Annotated in this window: 12 protein-coding genes; 5 read left to right on the forward strand and 7 right to left on the reverse strand. The window is 37.3% G+C overall.

From position 1 onward, the window contains the following. Positions 1–334: 334 nt before the first annotated feature. Positions 335–913: a PEP-CTERM sorting domain-containing protein gene (locus UABAM_RS16965; protein WP_151969199.1), complete on the forward strand. Its 579-nt coding sequence runs from the start codon at positions 335–337 to the stop codon at positions 911–913. An 81-nt stretch (positions 914–994) separates the two neighbouring features. Here the strand turns inward: UABAM_RS16965 and UABAM_RS16970 are convergent, their stop codons facing one another. From UABAM_RS16970 to UABAM_RS16990, 5 genes are all read right to left on the reverse strand, one after another. Beyond that, positions 995–3,742 (reverse strand): tetratricopeptide repeat protein, encoded by a 2,748-nt coding sequence (locus UABAM_RS16970; RefSeq protein WP_151969200.1) that lies wholly within the window; start codon positions 3,740–3,742, stop codon positions 995–997. Between the two features lies 1 nt (position 3,743). Next, a complete protein-coding gene (locus UABAM_RS16975; RefSeq protein WP_151969201.1) occupies positions 3,744–6,686 on the reverse strand; it encodes a tetratricopeptide repeat protein in 2,943 nt (980 codons plus the stop codon). After that, positions 6,683–8,536, reverse strand: a complete 1,854-nt coding sequence (gene asnB / locus UABAM_RS16980; protein WP_151969202.1) for an asparagine synthase (glutamine-hydrolyzing) — start codon at positions 8,534–8,536, stop codon at positions 6,683–6,685. Before asnB ends, UABAM_RS16975 begins: the two co-directional genes overlap by 4 nt. A 212-nt stretch (positions 8,537–8,748) precedes the next feature. Then, positions 8,749–9,405 carry a PEP-CTERM sorting domain-containing protein gene (locus tag UABAM_RS16985; protein WP_151969203.1) on the reverse strand — a complete coding sequence of 219 codons (657 nt, stop codon included), beginning with the start codon at positions 9,403–9,405 and terminating at the stop codon, positions 8,749–8,751. A 321-nt stretch (positions 9,406–9,726) separates the two neighbouring features. Beyond that, on the reverse strand, positions 9,727–11,148 hold the full coding sequence (locus UABAM_RS16990) for a hypothetical protein (protein WP_151969204.1): 1,422 nt from the start codon (positions 11,146–11,148) through the stop codon (positions 9,727–9,729). A 169-nt stretch (positions 11,149–11,317) separates the two neighbouring features. Between UABAM_RS16990 and UABAM_RS16995 the strand changes: the two genes are divergently transcribed. Beyond that, on the forward strand, positions 11,318–12,259 hold the full coding sequence (locus UABAM_RS16995; protein WP_151969205.1) for an NAD-dependent epimerase/dehydratase family protein: 942 nt from the start codon (positions 11,318–11,320) through the stop codon (positions 12,257–12,259). 3 nt (positions 12,260–12,262) lie between these two features. On the opposite strand, the gene UABAM_RS17000 is transcribed toward UABAM_RS16995, so the two are convergent. Then, positions 12,263–13,285 (reverse strand): FemAB family XrtA/PEP-CTERM system-associated protein, encoded by a 1,023-nt coding sequence (locus UABAM_RS17000; RefSeq protein WP_151969206.1) that lies wholly within the window; start codon positions 13,283–13,285, stop codon positions 12,263–12,265. Here UABAM_RS17000 and UABAM_RS17005 point away from each other — a divergent pair. Then, the gene (locus UABAM_RS17005; RefSeq protein ID WP_151969207.1) at positions 13,284–14,402 is read left to right on the forward strand and encodes a glycosyltransferase; all 1,119 of its coding nucleotides are present in this window, start codon (positions 13,284–13,286) and stop codon (positions 14,400–14,402) included. The genes UABAM_RS17000 and UABAM_RS17005 overlap by 2 nt on opposite strands. A gap of 1 nt (position 14,403) precedes the next feature. Next, the gene (locus tag UABAM_RS17010) at positions 14,404–16,224 is read left to right on the forward strand and encodes a putative O-glycosylation ligase, exosortase A system-associated (RefSeq protein ID WP_261344008.1); all 1,821 of its coding nucleotides are present in this window, start codon (positions 14,404–14,406) and stop codon (positions 16,222–16,224) included. Here UABAM_RS17010 and UABAM_RS17015 read toward each other — a convergent pair. Continuing rightward, positions 16,212–18,659 (reverse strand): RIFT barrel domain-containing protein, encoded by a 2,448-nt coding sequence (locus tag UABAM_RS17015; protein WP_151969209.1) that lies wholly within the window; start codon positions 18,657–18,659, stop codon positions 16,212–16,214. The genes UABAM_RS17010 and UABAM_RS17015 overlap by 13 nt on opposite strands. Positions 18,660–18,722: 63 nt before the next feature. Here UABAM_RS17015 and UABAM_RS17020 point away from each other — a divergent pair, with 63 nt between their 5' ends. After that, positions 18,723–19,814: a hypothetical protein gene (locus UABAM_RS17020; RefSeq protein WP_151969210.1), complete on the forward strand. Its 1,092-nt coding sequence runs from the start codon at positions 18,723–18,725 to the stop codon at positions 19,812–19,814. The last annotated feature ends 11 nt before the right edge of the window (positions 19,815–19,825 follow it).

Here is a 19,825-nt window from a genome sequence, read left to right on the forward strand (position 1 = left end):
TACCATAAACAAAGAATTGTGAAATATCAACTTTTATTCGAAAATAAAAGTTGTTACGTTGAACGAAATGGTTAAATTTGTATACATTTTGTAATATAATAATATGTTTAATTTGGAATTATCAAAATACAACTAATTTTTTTGGCAAAAACATCAATGTTGTTTATTGATTTGGTGATGTGCTTCTGGTACTCTAGCTCTCTAAAGTCATCTTGTCGCTAAGGAAAATGATGAATTGAAAAGTGTTGGACATGACCAACGCAACACTCGATAGATTTGAATATAGCATTATGCTTTAACAAATTGTTTTCATATTTTTTACAAAGGATTGTATATGAATAAAATTATTATTTTAGTTAGCATATTTTGTATGCTTGGTATTTCTGCTGAAACAATTGATTTTCAGGGACTTACTAACGATGCTCAGCCGTACTTCGAAGATGGATTTCGTCTTGAAGCTACGAATTTTGGTGCAATAAGACCAGTAGAAGGATTTAACGGCAGTTTCTCTGGAACAGAGGTTTCTGTATTTCCTAGCTTCGGTTTTGACGATCATGGGATCGAATTGACAAAGGTCGACGGGCAAGCATTCGATTTAGCCTCTTTTGATTTGGTAGAGCCGTTTTCCTTAGAATTATTGCCTGGCCCAGCAGATTTTAACATTTCTGGGGTGAGATCAGATTCGTCGGTTGTTTCAACAGATGTCACAATAGATGGTATTGCTGGGGCTCAGACATTTAATTTGGCAGGCTTTACAAATCTTCTATCGGTAACTTTTAGTTCTGTCGGAACTTTTCAGAATGTTTCTATCGATAATATCGTAGTAAACGCTTCTGTTCCCGAGCCTTCTACCTACATAGCGATGCTTTTAGGAATGATTTTGCTTGGTTTAGGAACTAGAAAGAAGCAATAACTGTATCATGAATAAGAATTGTTGTTAGTTTTTTAAAATTTTCAGCAATTCTTGTACATAAAGCCTCCATAACAAATTCATCTATTTATTTTCCCCCACCATATTCAAGTGTTTCTCGATTTGTTGATTACCTGGAAGCAAGAGCTTTGCTCTCTGTAGGTAATATAGTGCTTTTTTACGATCCCCATTTTGTAAATATGCCCAACCAAGAGTATCGGCTGCCGCAGCACTTGTGTTGGTAAAATTTTGCAGTTTCTTCGCGTATTTCAGTGCTTTTTGCGCTTGGGGAGGTGTCGTGTGCAACATTGCCCAGGCAATATTGTTGCTTAGCTCTAGAGAAATGGATTGGTGAGGTTGTTGTTGTGCTTTTCGATAATATTGCAAACTTTTGGCATAGTCTTTTTGCTGGAGGTAGGTGTTTCCCAACTGTAGCCAAATTTTTGGCGGTGCATCTTGTGTTAAATGCTGTAGTGCGTTTCGCGCTGCGGAAAATTGTTGTTTTTTGTAGTGAGACATTGCTTTTTGCCACCGCGCCGTTTGTGATACAGACTCTAGCTCTTGATATATTTGCATGGCTTGTTGCTCATCGCCTAAATGCTCTAAAATTTGTGCCTCTTTCAACTTTACAACAAAGTGGTTACCCATCACAATAAATGTTTCTTGAATTTTGGTAAGCGCAGGACGCCATAGATCTTTTTGCGTGAGTTTGTCTAAAAGTAGAAGTGGTGTAAAACTAAATTGATTTTGTTGTGCGTCGAGAATACACTGTTGAATATCACGACGATAAAGACGATCGCCAATGTATTTCGCGGCACTTTTGGCTTTGTTGTATTTTTTTGTTTCAAAGTAATACGCGCTGTATAACAATGGAAATTTTTGCGGAGAAAGTTTTTTTAGGTAGCGTTGTGCTTTTTTAGGTTGACCACTTAATAGATAGCTCACCACCAAAAGTTCTGTTATTTGTTCATTTTGGTGTGGATGGCGTTCTAGAATAGTCGTTGCCGTGTACTGTTGATGGGAAAGTATTTTTGCGAGAATAAAATATTCAATGGCCTGTGTTTGTGGAGCTTGCAACTGCGCTTTAAAGTAAGCGTCTGTGGCGTATGATATTTGATTTAAACTTAAATGTGCGTTTCCCAATGTAAGGAGGTACTGACTATTTTTGTTGGGAATTTTTTTTAGTGTAGCGATTGCCGCACTAAAATCCTGATTGGCTATGTGAATCTGAGCTTGGGTAAATGATACACTACCCGCAAAATTTTGCGTGTAGTATTGCTGGGCTTGTTGAGGGTCTGTTTCTAAGTATAAAAGGGTTAGGTAATTTTTTAGTGCGGCATCGTTTGGGTATTTCTCGATTAAATCGCGACAGATTTTCTGCGCCTCGCTATATAAACCTTGGGCTTCTCGTATTTGAGCTACAAGCCACAGACCGTATTTACTTTGAGGCTTTTTTTGTAAAAAAATTTGCGCATGGCGTAATGCCTGAAACCAATTGCTTTCAGCTGTATATATTTTGGCAAGCAAGTAATGAGCTTCATTGTTGTTTTTGTGTTTCTTTAGGGCCGCAATGGCGTCGTTACTCTGGCCCTGCAAAAATTTGGACCAAGCAAGTTCCAAGGTGAAATTACTGGCCTTGTTATTCATTTTTTCAAGTTTTTTGTAATTTTGCTGTTGCAAGAGAGCTTGGGCATACAGTTTTTGTATTTGTGGATCTTGTAGGGCCTGTTTGCCAAAGATTTGTATTTTTTGTTCTATGTCACTCCATTTTTCGTACTGTGCTAGTTTGTTGATGAGAAATTTTTGGTAAGCAGTATTTTGTGGTGACAGCTGAACGGCGCGATTGATTTCGCGAAATGCGATCGCCGATTTGTCCGTTTCAAAATACGCTATCGATAAGTAGTAATAAGTACTAGAAATTTTGGGAAATTCGCGACGGAACCACAACAAATCATTAATGCCTTCGGCGTACATTTTTTTGTATACACGACAAACACCTCTTGTATAAATTAGGCGTGAATTCTTTTCGCTGTATTGCGATGTGGCAGACAGTTGTTGTAGCACTTGCCATGCTTTTTCGACTTCTCCAATTTGTAGTAGGGAAAAAGAGAGCGGGGTTGCGAGTCGTTCATGATGTTTTGCAAATTTGTCGCGCAGTTCTTGTAAAAGGGAAATGCACTTTTTGTATTGTTTTTGTTCTATCAGATAATTGCAAAGTAGTAAGCCAATTTCAATGTGATGTCCATTTTGCTGAATGTACCTTTTTAAGCAATGAGTGGCTTTATCAAAAAGATTTTTATCGGCGAAGTAGGCGGATAATATTATGTAAGAGTCGACATACTTGGGGTCGACACTAATGGCTTTTTCTAAGTATTTTTCTGTGTGTGGGTAATTCATTTCCTGAAGTACTTTGGCATGTAGAATATAGGAGTGTGCTTTATGAGAGAATAGCTTTATGCAATTACCACTGTATTCCAGGGCCCTATTGTATTTTTTTTGATGAATATATACTTGTATAAGTAACGAGTAAATGTCAAAAGATTTTTGTTGGTCATTGGTCATTACATCAATGGTATTGAGTGCTTGTTGCCACCTTTCATCTTTTACATATGCTAGAGCCAAACGATAGCGAAACTCAAAATTGTCACGATCTATTGCCAAGGCATTTTTAAAATTACTAATCGCTTGCGGATACTTATTTTGTTGCAAGTAAATAATTCCGGTGTTGTAGTAGCGCATTTTTCGTGCATGGGGACGGAAGTAATATATTGTAGTGCTTGTAATAGCTGCTACACATAAAAGTATAACAGCTATTTTCCATTTCTTTTTCATATTAAAAGCCTAGTTTTTTGCGCATTTGTTCCGCTTGTTTACGACTTGTGAAGCGGTTGTTTACTTTAAAAGCACGGTTTAAATGATATTTACATTTTGTTTTGTTGCGCATTTTGAAATACGTTTGTGCTAAGTGAAATTGTACTTCTGATGATTTGGGGTATAACTGTGAAGAGTATTGTAGATATTTTAAGGCAAGAGGGTATTTTCCTGCCGTGTAGTAAATGTATCCCAATGTATCTGCAATTTCCCAAGAACTCTGGGCTAGATCATAAGCTTGTTTTGCGTAAGATATGGCTTTTTTAGAGTCTTGTTGTTTGGTCGCATAAATATAAGCTAGGTTATTCAAAGCGATAATTTTGCTATTGTTGTTGGGAATGTCTATTAATTTTTTATAAAAAGACACTGCTTGAGGATATTTTTTATTCAATTCGTGAATCATGCCCATTTTGATAAGAGCGTCGCTATTTTTGGGATTGATTTTTAGAATTTTGCTATAAACTTCCTGCGCTTTTTGCGTTTTTTGTTCCCTCAAGTACACTCCGGCAAGAATACTGTAAGCTTCCTCACTCAGATTTCCTGTGGCAATTAGTTTTTGTAAGCGATTGATCACATCCTCGGTTTTGGCAACGCGGTATAGGTATATGGAATAGTAGTATTCGACGAGATAATGCGAATCTAGTTCACGCATAATTTCTTCATATCTTGCGATGGCTTGATCTCTTGAGGCAATTCTTTCAAAAATAATTCCATCAATGAGTGGAAGAAAATGGGTGTTTTTTGCTGCGCAGTCACTAATGAGTTTTGCGAACTGCTCACGAATAAACGTTCTTTCTGTCGAGATTTGTTTTAGCTGTTCTGTCGCCTTTTGTTGTTCACCTTCCATTAGAAAGGTATTGGCCAATACTAAATTTGCGAGGATGTTGTCTTTGTTTTCTTTTAGTACGTTATTTAGTATTTTTTTTGTGGAAGTTAGGTCTTTACTGTAGGCGAATAAAATAGCGATGAATGTACGCATGACATTATTGGGACTTTTTTCGACAAATGCCTCAAAATGATCAATGGCTTTTGCCCAATCCTTTTGATAGTAATAGCAAAAACCAATGTAGTTTTCAACATTCAACTGATCGTTGAGATCTTTCGCTTCTTGGTATGCTTCGACGGCTTGAGGGTATTTTTTTAAGAAAGATAGGATGTTGCCTTTGAGTATTTTTAGATTGGCGTTGTCGGAGGCGTCAATCAGTTTAATGGCATCATCATAGCGTTTCTGTTGTAGATAAATTTGTGCATAGAGTTGTGTGTATGCCGGGTGAGTTTGCGGTGTTTTATTTTTCGATTGCAAAAACTCTGTTACCTTATCTATTTTTCCTTGTTGGAAATAAATACTGGCCAAGCGCAAGCAATAAACGTCGTTTCGCGGATAATCTTGTAGTAAGCTCTCGTACTCTTCGGCAGCCAAATCATAATATCGTTGGGCCAATCTTATACGAGCAAGCATACGTCTTGATGCAGGAGTTTTTTGTTTACCACTATCAATGCTTTGGTTGAGGTATTTTAGAGCGGGCAGTAGGTTATTTTTTGCGAAATAAATTTGTGCAAGAAATAAGGGAATGGTGGGGTCATTGGGATTTTTTTTCATTGCGGCTTTTAAACGATAAATCGCTTTATTTTCTTTTTTATTGCGCAAATCGACTATGGCCAATTGCATTTCACTTCTTGCAGAGTTGGGAGACGCTTTGGCAATTGCCGCGTAAAGTTGCTGTGCTTTTTCCGTTTCTCCCATTAGCATTAAAATGCGCGCTTTCATGTTGAGAACTACTATGTTATTACGATCATTGCGTAGCATTTCTTCGCAAATTTTGAGACATTCGTCCAATTTATCTTCTGCCGCGTAAGATTGAATGATTACGTTGTGAATCGCGGTCGCCTTGGGATCTAAATCAATTGCTTTTTGTAGTTCTTCGCTGGCAAGTAGATAGTTTTTTTGTAAAAGATATGTTAATCCCATGTAATAGCGACCCAAGGCAAAATCCGGTTGAGCGGCGGTTACCCATAGTAAGTCTTTATTTGCAGCATTATATTTTTTTTGGGAAAGATGCGCAACTCCACGAACATAAGTCATTAAAAATTTTTGTGGAGAACGTTTGTTTTTTTCCAGAAACTTATTGGCTATTTTATAAGCGCGATCGATGTCACCACTTTGTACCAGCGACATAACATAGGTGCCTAGGTATTCTCCCGGAATTTTTTTACCATTGTCCTGAAGTATTTTAAAATTTTCAATGGCCTTGAGTTGGTCCTGGATGTTGAAGTAGTAGCTTGCAAGTTGTAAACGCAACGAGACATTTTTCGGGAAGGCATTTATATATTCTTCTAAAACTTGAATGGCTGCGTTTTTGTTTTCCGCTTGCCACTCAGCGGTTGCCAAATTGCTGTGTGTTTCGTCTTGTTTGGGGTCTAATTTTTTCGCTTTCAGGAGCGCTTCCTTGGCTAAATTTGGCTTTTTTTGTGCAAGCAGTATACGTGCCTTCAGGTTTAAGATCGGCACACTGTCACTTTTGACTTCTAAAAAACGATTTACCACCTCTAAACCGTTGGCATATTGCTGTTGTTGAAGAAATAATCCCGCCAATGTGGTATAGGCAAATTTGAAGTTTTTATCTGTTCCTATGATATTCTCTAATTCTTGTTGCGCTTTATCAAAATTTTCGTTGCTGACATATGCTTTTGCTAAACTAAGTTGAATGTTGAGATTAGGCTGAATAGCCAGCGCGGCCTTGAATTCACGTATTGCTGCTTGGTGTTGCGCACGTTGGACATACAACAAACCTTTATCATAGTGTCGCGCAATGCGTTTGATTGGTCGAAAATAATTTATTGTTAGGCCAGCGATCGCTATGAGCAATAAAGAAACAATGCTCAAGATAATTTTTTTACGCGTCATAGTTTGTTACCTTTTATAAAATACCATAGGTGAAAAATAAAAAGACTCCACAAGGTATCCGTTTGGTTGGATAAACCCTTGAGATGCTTTTGATGGAGATGGCGAATATTTTTATAGTTGAAAAATGGCAGTTTACCATTTAACACTAGTTCCGAAAACATGTCATGTAGATCGTTAGTTAGCCATTCATTCATTGGGATGCAAAAACCCATCTTTCTACGGTATAGGATATCTTTATCTAGCCAATTTTCTAGTGTTTTTTTGAAAATATACTTACCTTCTGCGCCGTTTAGTTTGTAGTTGCTAGGAATTTGAAAAGCCTGTTCGACAAAAAAATGGTCTAACAACGGAACGCGCACCTCTAAAGCGTTGGCCATGCTACAAATATCAACTTTGGTAAGGATATCATCTGGCAAATATACTTTGATATCTGTATAAAGAGCTTTCGATAACAAATCATCACTATGAATTTTATTGTAATACTGGCAAACTTGTTGTTGCGCATCATGACAAAACTCGGGTAGAAGTATCTGTTGTTTTATTGCGGGCGAAATGGTCGATAGACTTTGGAAATAGGCCGTTGAGGATGGTAAGGCAATATTTTGCAAAGCGGTTTTTAGGCGAAAAATGCGCGGTAGCCAGTCGGCTTTAGGGTAAATGCGTGCGAAAAAAGGCACAAGGGAGCGTCTCATGAAACCTGGAATCATGTGGCGTATATTGTTTTCGAGAGCATCTATGTAGTAGCGACGATATCCCGCAAAATTTTCGTCTCCTCCATCTCCTGAGAGAACAACTGTAATGTGTTTTTTTGCTTCGCGACATACAGAAAATGTCGGTAAAATAGAAGGATCAGCAAACGGTTCGTCAAAATAATGTAGAACTTCTTCAAGGTCTTGCGGAGAGGAGGGTGAAATTGTCTTGGCATGATGATTACAGTGATAGCGGGCAGCAACTTGTGCAGCATACGAACTTTCATCATACGCGCGCTCATTGAAGCCGATGGTAAATGTTGCAATTTTTCTTTTTTGAGAAATGGCAGCGACCACAGCGCTAGAATCTATACCTCCTGATAAAAACGCTCCTAAAGGCACTTCACTCTCTAAGCGGCTATCTACGGCACGCTGCAAACTACTACGTACAATATCTTTCCACTCGTCGATAGTATAGTTTGCGGGAGAGGGTTGTGGTAAGTCCCAATATTTTTGTGTGGTAATTCGCTCATGATTGGCTAGTAAAAAGTGCCCTGGAAGTAACTTGTGAATATTCGTGTAAATAGTATGAGGGGCGACCGTATAGCCAAGGCTAAAATAGGTAGAAACTGCTTGTGGACAAATCTGTCGATCGACACCAGCGGCGAGAAGTGCTTTTATTTCCGAAGCAAAGAAAACGCTTTTGTCGACTATGGAGTATACCAATGGTTTGATACCCAGACGATCTCGGGCGAGAAAAAGTTGTTGTTTGTTTTGATCCCACAAAGCAAAAGCGAACATTCCTTGTAATTTGTTCAAACAACGTTCACCAAGTTCTTCATATAAATGAACAATAACCTCTGAGTCACTTAAACTATGAAATTGGTGACCGTTTTGTTTTAATTCACTTCGTAGATTGTGATGATTGTAAATTTCTCCGTTGCACACCACTGCGATGGTTTTGTCTTCGTTAAAAAGAGGTTGTGCACCACCTGTTACGTCGATGATTGATAATCTGCGATGACCCAGTGCAATACATTGTTCGACAAAAAATCCTTCTCCATCTGGTCCACGATGATAGAGAGTGTCGTTCATTTTTTGAATTTTTTGTCGTGTGATATGTTGTCGTGTTGGATCAAATATGCCGGAAATTCCGCACATTTTTATGTCCTACAATATTTTAAGTGGCAATTATAATAGTGCTTCTTCTTCTTCTTCTTCTTCTTGTAATTTAAAACATATATCGCGAAGGTCGTATACAAAAAAATATAAATATAAGTCAAGAAGATTAAACCCGAAAGGGGTTGTTGTATTTGTGGTTATGCTTTGGAATTTAGTCAAAATGGTTATAGTATAGGGACTTTACTACCATTTTAACAAATTTGTTTTTTTCTCAAACGAGTTAAACCCAATAAGGCTGCACTCATCAGAAATACCAAGTATGTGGTTGGCTCAGGTACGGTATTTAGTCCTGTTATTTCATCAAGTATAATTTCACCCGGGTTGATACCTATGAAAAAGTCTGCTGTTCCGTTATCTACTAAAAACACACTAATAACCGTCGCAGATTCTTCCACCGCTCTTTGTAAGATATCTTCCAAATTATCATCGGTAATACCCGTGAAATCGATTTGGTTCATGAATAAAGAGCTATTGTTGAAGGTCGCATTGCTTGCAATGGAAATTCTAAGGGCACCGTTGGTTGTACCTAAACCTGTTGCTTCTACTCTAAATCCCACACCTGAAGTAAAGTTGACACCGTTTGTGGTGATGAATGCGCCGCCATTTGAAAGAACAAAATTGTTCGAGAAAATGCTGTTACCAGATGCCGTAGTGTCTTCAATATCCCAACCTGAAATTCCTGTCTCAATGGATAGTTGGTTTAGTATGGTGTTGTTTGGTAAATTAGAGCCATTACCGTTTGTATCTCTATAAGTTATACCTCCTGATGGATCAACTTGAAATTTGATTGTCTCTGCATACAATGTAATTGAAACCATTATAGCGAGATTGATTAGATTTTTTATCATTAAAGCTCCTTCTCGCAAAAGTACAATTAATGATTTTACGCATATTATTATAATAACACATTTGGTACCCGCTAGGCAACATAAACCTGTGCGTCGCTATTGTGACATTTGCCTTTTTTTTGTGTTATCCTTTTGAAAAAAGGCTAATCGGGTAAAAAGAAAAATGCCAAAAATTAAAAATTGCTTAAAAAAACGAAAAAAATATTTGAATTTAAACTCTGTGTTTATCTTCTCGAATAGATTTGGTGATAAAATTAGACAACACAACCACAAAGTAGGCTATGATTTATGTCAACCACCAAAAGCGTTCGAAAGAGTCATTTAGAGAAACAATGACAAGTCATCGATATGGGCTTGTTTATTTTTTAGCATTTCTGATAGTGTTTTTACTATGGTAGTTTGGGGAATGATTGTTTCTGCTTTTTGGTATTTAGGTTGGTCCCATGCTAGTTTACGTACGCTTTTATCTATTTTTATATGTTCAACGATAAAGCGGTGCTCTATTTTTTTGTGTTCTTCATTGCGTACCTTCGCGACTATGGTTATGTAGCGTAACGCTGTTGCAACATAACTTTGTGGTAAATCGTTGATGATGTTGAAAAAGGCGTCTGTTGTTGTCGAAGCAACAACAGCTTGAAAAACGAGGGTTTCACTTAAGTGATGGTAATATGATAGAGGTGTTTCTGTGTAGAGAATGTCCGGTTTTAAGTGCGTAATGAAGCCATTTTCATTATTGTCGACTTGGAATACACCATTTATATTTTCTTGTTTTTTGTGTTCCACACTACAGGTGATTTTTTTCTGTTGTATGCTTTTTCGCATAAGCGCATAGGCAAATGTTTTGATATCTTCAAATCGTGGAGACACCAGTAAAACTAATCCATGAAAAGGTTGTAATATTTCCTCGACAATTTCTTCATCAATATAAATATTTTGTTTTTGTTTTAGGTTGATGACAATGAGCGAATTGTGGCCGAAAAGCGTGTAGGCGGAAAAAAAATCTGTCTCCACTTGAAAAAAAAATTCAAACGATGTCTTACCTGGTTGCTGTTCTTGTAGTAGTTTTATACACGTTTTCCACTCCTCATCGTAGGCGTAGCTATCCACTAAGTTCAGCTGATTATCAACACGACTATATACTTTTAAAAATTTTGTGCTAATGCGAATATGTAGTTGCGTTGCACTATTCGACATGGCTTCTTTGATATGGCGACTTACTACAAATAAGTATTCGTGGAACGCCTCTGAAATTACGATTTGCGAGTTGAGAGATAATGATTCTTGTTGTCTGACTCTTGTTCTTCTGGTTTTTTTTACCCGGGCAATATTTTCATCGTAAACTTTGAGTATTCGTGAGATACTTTCGTCAGTGCCCATCGCAAAGCTTAGGGGGATGTCCTTGAAAATTTGTTTAATTTCGTGTTGGTCTTCCACGGATAAGGGGTAGGTCATGACAATGACAACCTCTGCTTCTTGGAAAATAGGGACACAGTTGTGGATGAGAAACAACGAAGAAGCATATTCTTCCCAACGTTCCCAGTCAATTAGTTCGGGAATAACGTGTAAAAATGGAATATCTAGTTCATCGGAAGTGACAAGAGCTATGGCTTCTTGACTTATACTTCCTTCATCAATGAGAGCTTTGGTAATTTTTTCATCGTCATTTTGTTCTAAGTTTTCCAAATCGCTTTCTGTAATTAACTTTTTTAACAGTAAAGCTTGGGTAATTTTTCTCTCATCCATTGGGCACCTTAGGTTTAAAGTTAGTAAAATATGTTTGTTTTTTTAGCTTAACAGATTTGTTGACGAACACCAATTATTTTACAAACATTTTGTGATAAGACCCTGGCTTTTTATCGTTGTTTGGTCTAAAATACTACAAAATTCTTTATTATTGGAAGGCCTAAAAAATATGAAAGCTGTTGTAACAGGTGGAGCAGGTTTTATTGGCTCGCACATCGTTGATTTGCTTCTGGAAAATGATAGTGAAATATTGGTGATCGATAATTTTTCCTCGGGAAAGAAAGAGCATCTTGATTTTACGCAAAAAAAACTGCATGTATTGGAAGCGGACATCTCCCACAGTGTGTGCATACGCGAAATAGAAAAATTTCAGCCTGATATGGTATTCCATTATGCTGGACAAATAAGTGTAGGGTATAGTGTGCGTGAGCCACAAGGAGATGCGCAACAAAATATCATGGCGACATTAAAGCTACTAGAAGCATCTAAGGGTCTTCAAGTTCAGAAGTTCATTATGGCATCGTCCGCAGCCGTTTATGGCGATCAACTATATTACCCTACAACAGAAGAGCATACCCAGTTTCCCCATTCACCGTATGCCATTAGCAAAAAATGTTGCGAGACTTATTTAGAATACTACGGACGTAACAGCAATATGCAGACATTTGCGTTGCGATTTTCCAACGTGTATGGTCCCCGACAAAACGCCGGAGGTGAGTCAGGAGTAATTGCTATCTTTTTTGATCGCTTACAAGCGCAAAACTCTTTTACGATTAACGGTGACGGATTACAGACGCGTGACTTTGTTTTTGTGGAAGATGTTGCACGGGCAAATTGGATGTGCGCAACAGCCGAAAATTTAACGAATTACAATTGTTTTAATGTCAGTGGTGCACAAGAGATTTCGATTGTTAAACTTGTTTCTCTGGCTCAAGATATTGCAAAGAAACATGGTTTCACTTCTCTCAAAATAGCACATGGCGAAGCACTGGCCGGCGAATTACGGCGTAGTTCTTTGAGTTACAAAAATATTTACCACAGTGTTGGGTGGGCACCTAAGACTACTTTGGCCGAAGGATTGGAAAAAACCTGTTTATACTTTGCGAAGTAAATTTTATGGTAATTTTAGCGAAATAAATGGACCAATTATATTGGCAAGGCCTACAGGAAGTTTTTTCCACATGCTGATCGCCATTTGAAATTTTTTACTCTGCGGGTTGAGTTGCGGAAGATTGCCATCTGCGAGCCAATATTGCCAGTTTAGAGGAACTTCTGCTGCTCCCCACTGTTTTTTAAAACGGTGTGGCCCACTATCTCGTGAAGAACGTCCAAAATCAAAAAAACGATAGTTTTTTTCACAAGCGAATTTCAAAACGTTCCAGTAAAGTAACATATTTGGACTTAAAGAGTTGTATTTTCTTAGTGAAGATGCAGAAGGAATTTCTAATGTATGGCGAAAGCCCAATAAAAATCCAGCCGCCACCACTTTGTCTTTGTGATACACACAGCATATATGAGTATTTTCTGGAAAATAAGTAAATACTGCACGAAACAGACTTTTTGGCCACACAGGTGTGCCCAAATCACGCATATTAATAGCAAATACGCGATAAAAATCGTCCAGTAGTGTGACTCCTCCTGTTACACACTTCATGTCTTCTTTCATCGCACGGCGTATTTGACTACGCAACTTAGATTTGAAATTGTCCCACAACATGTCACTACTCTCAGGAAGCTCTAAAAGCATACGCACTTTTTGCTGGTGGCTTTCTATGTCGGGGAGTACGGGTGTTGTATGTCGTAGTTCTATGTGTTTCGCACCATGTTGTTGTGCAATTTCTTGGGCTTTTTGGTATAGTAGTTGTGCAACATTGGCACTATTTGCTAAAATTCCACTGTAGTTGTAAAAGGGAACTGATGTGATAAAGTTTCCAAAAAGTAGGCTTTTTGATAAAACTAAGGGAAGTACTCCGACGATGTTTTTTTCTTGTTGTGCATAGACGTAAAAAGTTTTTAAGCCGTGCTTATGAAAGACTTGTTGCCATGCCGATAGGTGGTAAATTTCACTTTGTGAATGTTGTAAGACATACTGATCCCAAGCTGATTGAAAATTTTGTTGTAAAAGTTTGATTTCCATGAATAAAAATAACGAGAATTATATTGTTTTTGCCGACGACTGGGGAGCGCATCCTTCGAGTTGTCAGCATTTATTTCGCCAAACAAAAGCACCTGTTTTATGGCTAAACACTGTTATGCGCATGCCAAAGCTAAATCTTCGTGATTTACGGCGTATATACCAAAAACTTTTCTCGTCTCCCCAAAAAGCAAATACGACACAAGAACATCCATATTTAAAAGTAAAACGCGTTTTTATGATTCCTATATTCAATTGGTTTTTTCGCAAGATAAATGCCATATTGTTTGCTATGCAAGTACATGTAGATAAAGAGCACACCGTTGTGACAACACTCCCTATTGTAGCGGATTTTTTACAAAATGTAAAATGCCGTAAAAAAGTTTATTACTGCGTTGACGAGTTTAGTGAATGGCCTGGGCACAATAAGCAACAAATGCTCACAATGGAAAAAAAATTGATGGCGAATGTCGACGTGGTTATCACTACTTCGCACACATTGTATAAAGCCAAAAAAGCCCAAGCACGGCATATCGAAATTCTTACCCATGGCGTTGATGTAGAGCATTTTCGGGATACTTCTTTTATTCCACTTGAGATGGAAAAACCAATTATTGGGTACTTTGGATTGTTTGACGAACGCAATGATATGGAATTACTTGAGTTTGTCCTCGACAAATATCCGGCATGGAATATTGTTTTTATCGGGCCAGTAGTTATCAATATCCAAGCTTTACAACGATATAAAAATGTACATTTTTTGGGAAAAATCGATTATGCAATACTTCCTCGATATGTTCGAAATTTTGATGTTTGCATTCTCCCCTACTATGTGAATGAACTCACAAAGTATATCAATCCGTTAAAATTCAAGGAATACTTAAGTACGGAAATACCAGTGGTAACTACGGCGTTGCCTAGTTTACAAGACTATCAAAGTGTTATCGGATGGTCACAAAATTACGAAGAGTTTGCTAACCGTGTTGATTTTTATTTACACAAAGAAACACCACAACAAAAAAAACAACGCTTGAGCGAAACACGACAGTTTTTAGTTGGCGAATCATGGAGTGAAAAAAGTATGGAGTTTCGTCAGTATATAGGAACGATGAATGCTTAGAATGTTGTTAGTGGTGAATGTTACTATGTCGGGCGTATTAGGATCTTTCATCGTACCCTTTTATGGCTTGTGTGTCTATATATGGTTTGCTTACATCCGGGCGCAAGAGTGGGCACGAAATGTTGGGTGGTTTATGTCTTTACGCCCGTCTCTTCTCATAGCGCTATGCATTATTATGGGATGTATTATACATAAGAAAAAAATATTTCGCCTTCACGTTATTAGCGTTTTATTGATGTTGTTTTGGTTTTGGATTTCGATTTGCCATTTCAATTCTATAAATAGATTTGCTTCGGGCTTCTGGATGGACTTCATGAATAAATTGATGATATCTGGTTGTCTGATTATTGGTTTGGTGAATACGAAACGAAAAATGATGTATATTTTCATTCCTTTTGTTTTATCTATAGGCTTTTATTCTAGCAAAAGTGGTTTATTTGGCATTATACACCCAGGAGCAAAAATAGCACAGGGGCCAGGTGGAATGATGAAAGATAACAACTCCTTTGCCATGGCATTTAACATGATTCTACCTTTTGTTTTTTTTGCTGGGCGACTTTATTCTTTCAAAGTGTTAAAACTTGGACTGACATTTCTATTTTATCTTTCTATCTTTGGAGTTGTGTTTACCTACTCTCGTGGAGGCTTTTTAGGGCTGGTGGCGGTTGTCATACTTTTGCAATTGAAAGCGAAGAGGAATATCTTTATCTTAGTTTTTGGAGCGCTTTTCATTGGAGTAATTGTATTTGTATCTGTGCCTGAGGCTTATAAAAAAAGAATTTTAACTATCTTTTCTAGTGAGGAAAAGCGCGACAAAAGTGCAGGGAGTCGTCTACATTTTTGGAAAGTTGCGGTCATCATTGCCAATGATAACCCCATTTTTGGAGTAGGACCTGGGTGTTTCGAGGTAGCATATCCTCGTTATGATTTTTCTAAAGGAAAATTTGGCAAACGAAAAGCGGTGCATAGTTGTTATTTTCAAATGCTGTCAAATAATGGTTATCCCGGCTTAATTCTATTTCTGTTATTGATTTTCACTAGTCTGTTGACGTGTATTTATATACGGTGGAAAGTTCGCAAACGTCGCGATTTAGAATGGGTAACGTATTGCTCCAATACTTTTGAAGTGTCTATCATTGCGTATTGTATTAGTGGTGCTTTTTTGTCGATGGCGTATGCCGATTTGATTTATCATCTTTTCTTTTTGGTCGTCGCTTTACACAAAACAGCATCTAAATATTTGAAAAACCCTCTCGTTTTGCGATCAAGAGATATTAGCTCTCTTTACACCTCTCATTTCGAAAAGGCGAAATTCAATGTTGTCGATGACCGCAAGGTTTCTAAACAAGAAATGGAAGCCGCTAAGTTTATTTTAACGCCATTATATGGTTCAATGGATTGGAATATACTAGAGAAAAAAGACTTTCGTGATGGTATCGTATCTGTTATTTTTGTAGATGAACATGAGCACCTAGACACGAAACAAAAAGTGATCAACTTTTTAAACAGCGAGGAAGAAGCATTGCTCATTTCTTCGTTAGATTTTGGCTATGAGAAACAAGCAAATATTTGCGATAAATTGTCTGAAAATATTAATGACTACAAGACCATCGTTGTAGAACTTGATAGTATACAACGATTGGAACAACTGCAAAATTTTATTGATGTCGCACAAGAAGCGCGATATCTAGATATACCCATTATTTGTTATCAAAATACACAAATACATAGTGACAGAGAAATTGCTGTGTATACAATGAATGAGGATGATCTTGATGAAGAAAATTTTTGGGATAAATTACGTGAAGATCAAGAACAATAATAGATAAGCACTGCAAGAATAGTCATTATTCCGCATAATACGAGTCCTAAAATTTTGCCTATGCGTTTAATTTTGTATTTAACATGTACCTTTTGAGGTGTAAATACAAATTTGGCCATATGGCTTTTGTTTTGTTTAGGGAAACTTTTGGTCATTGGATGCAGGGTGGCATAGTGATAAATATTTCCCCAATGCATCATAATTGCGATAGGGCGTACAAAATTTTTTCGGTTGGGGTATTGTTGTTCTAAAGTTGTGAGTGCACGATGATAAAAATAATGCATTTTCTCAGTAAATTGAACATTTTTTTTGTACTGACCAGCCAAAAAAAACACATGTACTTTACGTAATTCTTGGGCCGCCCATGTTTCTGTAGGGTATTCTAACTTTTGCGGTTTATCAAGATAGAAATACTCATTTTTTACCATCCAATGTGCATAATGCAGTAAAGATGCGACACTGTGGCTGTAGATCTCATCGTAGTTGTTGTGTTGTTCTTTAAAAGACAAATACTTGCCGAGAATTTGTAAAAAAACTGTATATGACCATCTTTCTTCTGGCTCAGAAAGTCTAAGCTCATCGAAATTATCATGAGGGGTTATACATCTTGCGATGAGTTTTTCTGCTGCAATGATGTATTTTTTCTCGTGTGTGAGAGAATAAGCGTCTAGAAGCGCATTGATCGAGTTTGCACTTCCGCGCCCTGGACCATGGTAATGAGGAGAATATGTCTGGCTACTCAAACCTGTGTCACTCTTATCAATAAACCGGAATATATTTTGACTACCATCCTCCATGTTGAGAACCCACTCCGCCAACAGCAAAACAGCTTCTTTTGCCTGTAGATTTCCCGTGGCAAGGTAAAAGTGCATAAGACCGGTTGTGTAATTATGTTCATTGGAAGGTCCCCCACCATACAATTTGGGAAAGGGAACTTGATCTAGATGCATGTGTGAATAACAACGATGTGTTGCTGTTTGTGCCGGTAGATAGTGGTTTGTGTGCCAAAAAAGACCGTTGTTGTAGGCTGGTTTATCGTGATTTGTACGATAGATATCAATGTCAATGACATGTTGTGCTAAATTCTCCATGAGATCAAACCAATTTGATTGACCCGTGCGTATGTACTGCAAGAAAAAGCCATATATCAGATCATATTGGTTGTTGTAATGAGAAATAAACATGGATTTTTGGTTGATCGCTTCATGGTCGGCGAAAAAGTCTCCAAAATTTCTCCAACCATATTCATCGACTCGCTCATTACGCTTTATAAAGGAGTTTTCACCATGGACGGCTTTGGCAATGATATCATCTACAGGTGTTTTTGTGTCTGTAAAGAAGTCAATGGTCTTTGTTTTCGTATAATACGCAGCAGGTATTTGCGGGCGTAGTTTTTTCGTTGGTAACTCTTTATCATACACAATATGAAATATATGAGTTTTTTGTTCACCTCCTTGTAATTCAAAAAGATGTTGACAATCTTGTGGAAATAAACGTAGCTGGATGTTGTTTTTATCGCATGCGATGGCCTTAGGAAAGTTTTGCCAGAAGTTTTCAATCATTATATGAGCAACATGTTCCTTGTGTTGTAGCGTAATAGTCGGTTGCGCTCGTTTCCCTTGAGATATTTGTTGCCCGTTATTGTTGATGCGGTATCCACGAAATGAAGTTGTTATTTTTTTATAGCGATTTATGTGGTTAATACTGTCCCAGTTTTCCCCCCCGCTTGAATCTTGATAAATAACGAATTTTTCAAGATTTTCTGATGTTAAATTTGTTTTTATTGTGCAAATGTCACTCATTTTTATATTGATGGAAAAGTCGCGAAATAAAAATGTCCCTGTGTCGTCGAGATCCCAAAGACCGTTTTTGTGTTGTGCACGCTGAGGGTTATGGAGAGTTACCTCACATGTAATGGAATCATAATAAATATTTAGGTATAATTTTATCTGGTATTTTTTTAGGGCAACGCCTTGAAAAAATAACGTGGTACAAATATTGTCTTCACTTACTTGTTGTAATGGTAGATGGATAGAATGTGTATGATTTTTTTGATCTTGGATAGTCGCGGATAACTCATATTGAGTTTGTCGATATGCAATAGATACAAAGCTTTGTTTGTGTAAAGAAGGTCTCCATGATATATTCGTAGACAAAGTCCTCTTTTCATTTGATTTATCAGTACAGATAACGTATTCTTTAATTTCACGTGGTTGTAAGTTGGCATAAAAATGGATTAGTAACCAACGAATACTGCCATCACCCCACCACTGGGTAACTTGTTTTTGTATTGTTAGAGTGTGTTCTTGATCTTTTAGGTGAATATCGTCGACATTGTCTACCATTCTTTGGACCAATGGAACACCAAAACAAACAACTTCATTTTTGCGACGTATTCCGCAATTCTCGACTAAAACAAAAGATGAAATAATCATTTGTTACTTTCTGTTGCAAAAAATTTTATGAAATACATAGAATATGGCAGGAAATTTTTTGAAATGCAAACATATTATTGTGCACTTGTCTTCATACTAATTAGTTTTTGTCATTCGCAAAATATTAAAATTTCTCGCCATGTAAATTTTCAGTTTTCCGAAAATGTAAACTATTCTTCTAATTTATTTCTTGCTGATGACCAAGACGGTAATCGTACCGAAGATCTAGTGCTAAGTCACTCATTTTCGATGAATCATGCGCAACAACGGCGTCTTTTTTCGTATAGCTTAAATTATAATTTTGGCTACAACACGTTTTTGTTGAATGACAATTTTAATTTTGCCTCGCATAATTTTGCTACTCAAATTTCGATACCAAGAAAGAATTACAGTCTATCATTGAGTAGTATCCTAGGAGCTAGCTCCGAGTTAGCCTCATTAGAATTCAATGATTTTATCGTCACATACCAAAACACGAATGCGGCAAATGTCTCTTGGCAGATTAACCCTAAATGGAATGTAAACGCCGGAGCTTCATATCAAGCGGTACGTTTCCCCGACTTAGACGATAGTGATAGTGACATTTTTAGCTTTTCTTTTAATACAAACTATCGGATAAACGATCGTGTTTCATGGAATGTTGGAACGCAATACAATATTATCATTGGTGGCGAGGTCCAAGGGATTCCTGCAGTTAATTTGGGGTTAGCCATTAATTCCCAACTTCCTGGAATATATTGGCTTGACAATATTTCTTTTAGTTTTGGTTTTACCGTGGATGGGTCATTTGATAACCCATTACTTTTTAATTTTGGAGCTGCGGGAGCCATAAGTAAGCAATTAAACTGGACATTCAATGGATCAAGGATTTTGACATTTTCTCTTATTGAAGATGTACAAATTCAAACAAACGTAAACTTTTCATTGATATATAATCTCAATGAATACATATCCCCTAACATACAAATAGGTTTCTTGCACACTGAGTTACAAGATGAAGACAATCTAATCGGGTTGGTCATATCAACATCTTATGGATATAGCCCTACCAATTGGTGCTCTATGAGTATAAATTACAATTTCAATACTAGAGACGATGGGGATAGTCTGTTTCTCGGGCACAATATATCTTACTCTATCAACTTTTCTTTTTAACGAAGATCTAT

The sequence above is a fragment of the Candidatus Uabimicrobium amorphum genome, from assembly GCF_009002475.1.
Classification (GTDB): domain Bacteria; phylum Planctomycetota; class Uabimicrobiia; order Uabimicrobiales; family Uabimicrobiaceae; genus Uabimicrobium; species Uabimicrobium amorphum.